Consider the following 1,069-nt stretch of genomic DNA (forward strand, 5'->3'; position numbering starts at 1 on the left):
CGCTGTCTGAGCGCGATCCTGAACTGTTTGGCGCGATCACCGCTGAGCTGGGCCGCCAGCGCGACGAGATCGAGCTGATTGCGTCTGAGAACATCGTCTCCGCCGCGGTGATGGAAGCGCAAGGCTCGGTGCTGACCAACAAGTACGCCGAAGGCTACCCGGGGCGCCGCTACTATGGCGGCTGCCAGTATGTGGACGTGGCTGAAAACCTGGCGATCGACCGCGCCAAGGCGCTGTTCGGCTGCGAGTTCGCCAACGTGCAGCCGAACTCCGGCTCCCAGGCCAACCAGGGCGTGTTCCAGGCGCTGATCCAGCCCGGCGACACCATCCTCGGCATGGACCTGGCCTCCGGCGGCCACCTGACCCATGGCGCCGCGCCGAACCAGTCGGGCAAGTGGTTCAACGCGGTGCATTACGGTGTGCGCCAGAGCGACAACCTGATCGACTACGACCAGATCCAGGCGCTGGCCAACGAGCACCAGCCGAAACTGATCATCGCCGGCGGCTCTGCCATTCCGCGCCAGATCGACTTTGCCAAGTTCCGTGAAATCGCCGACAGCGTCGGCGCCTATTTCATGGTCGACATGGCCCATATCGCAGGCCTGATCGCGGCCGGTGAGCACCCCTCGCCATTCCCGCACGCGCATGTCGCCACCACCACCACCCACAAGACCCTGCGCGGCCCCCGCGGCGGCATGATCGTGACCAACGACGAGGCCATCGCCAAGAAGGTGAACTCGGCGATCTTCCCGGGCATCCAGGGCGGCCCGCTGATGCATGTGATCGCAGGCAAGGCGGCGGCCTTCGGCGAGGCGCTGAAGCCGGAGTTCAAGGCCTACCAGAAGCAGGTCAAGGCGAACGCGGCAGCGCTGGCGGACCAGCTGATCCAGGGCGGCCTGGACATCGTCACCGGCGGCACCGACACCCATGTGATGCTGGTCGACCTGCGCCCCAAGGGCGTCACCGGCAACATCGCCGACAAGGCGCTGGGCCGTGCCCATATCACCACCAACAAGAACGGCATCCCGTTCGACCCGGAAAAGCCCACCGTGACCTCCGGCCTGCGCCT

The 1,069-nt window shown here is 66.1% G+C and carries 1 protein-coding gene; it reads left to right on the forward strand.

Translation table 11 applies throughout. The features are described 5' to 3' along the window. Positions 1-2 precede the first annotated feature (2 nt). A partial coding sequence (glyA, locus tag RA21_RS21570; RefSeq protein WP_082009028.1) for a serine hydroxymethyltransferase occupies positions 3-1,069 on the forward strand: 1,067 nt, incomplete at its 3' end.

Origin of the sequence: Leisingera sp. ANG-DT, from assembly GCF_000813785.1 — a bacterium.
Taxonomy (GTDB): Bacteria; Pseudomonadota; Alphaproteobacteria; order Rhodobacterales; family Rhodobacteraceae; genus Leisingera.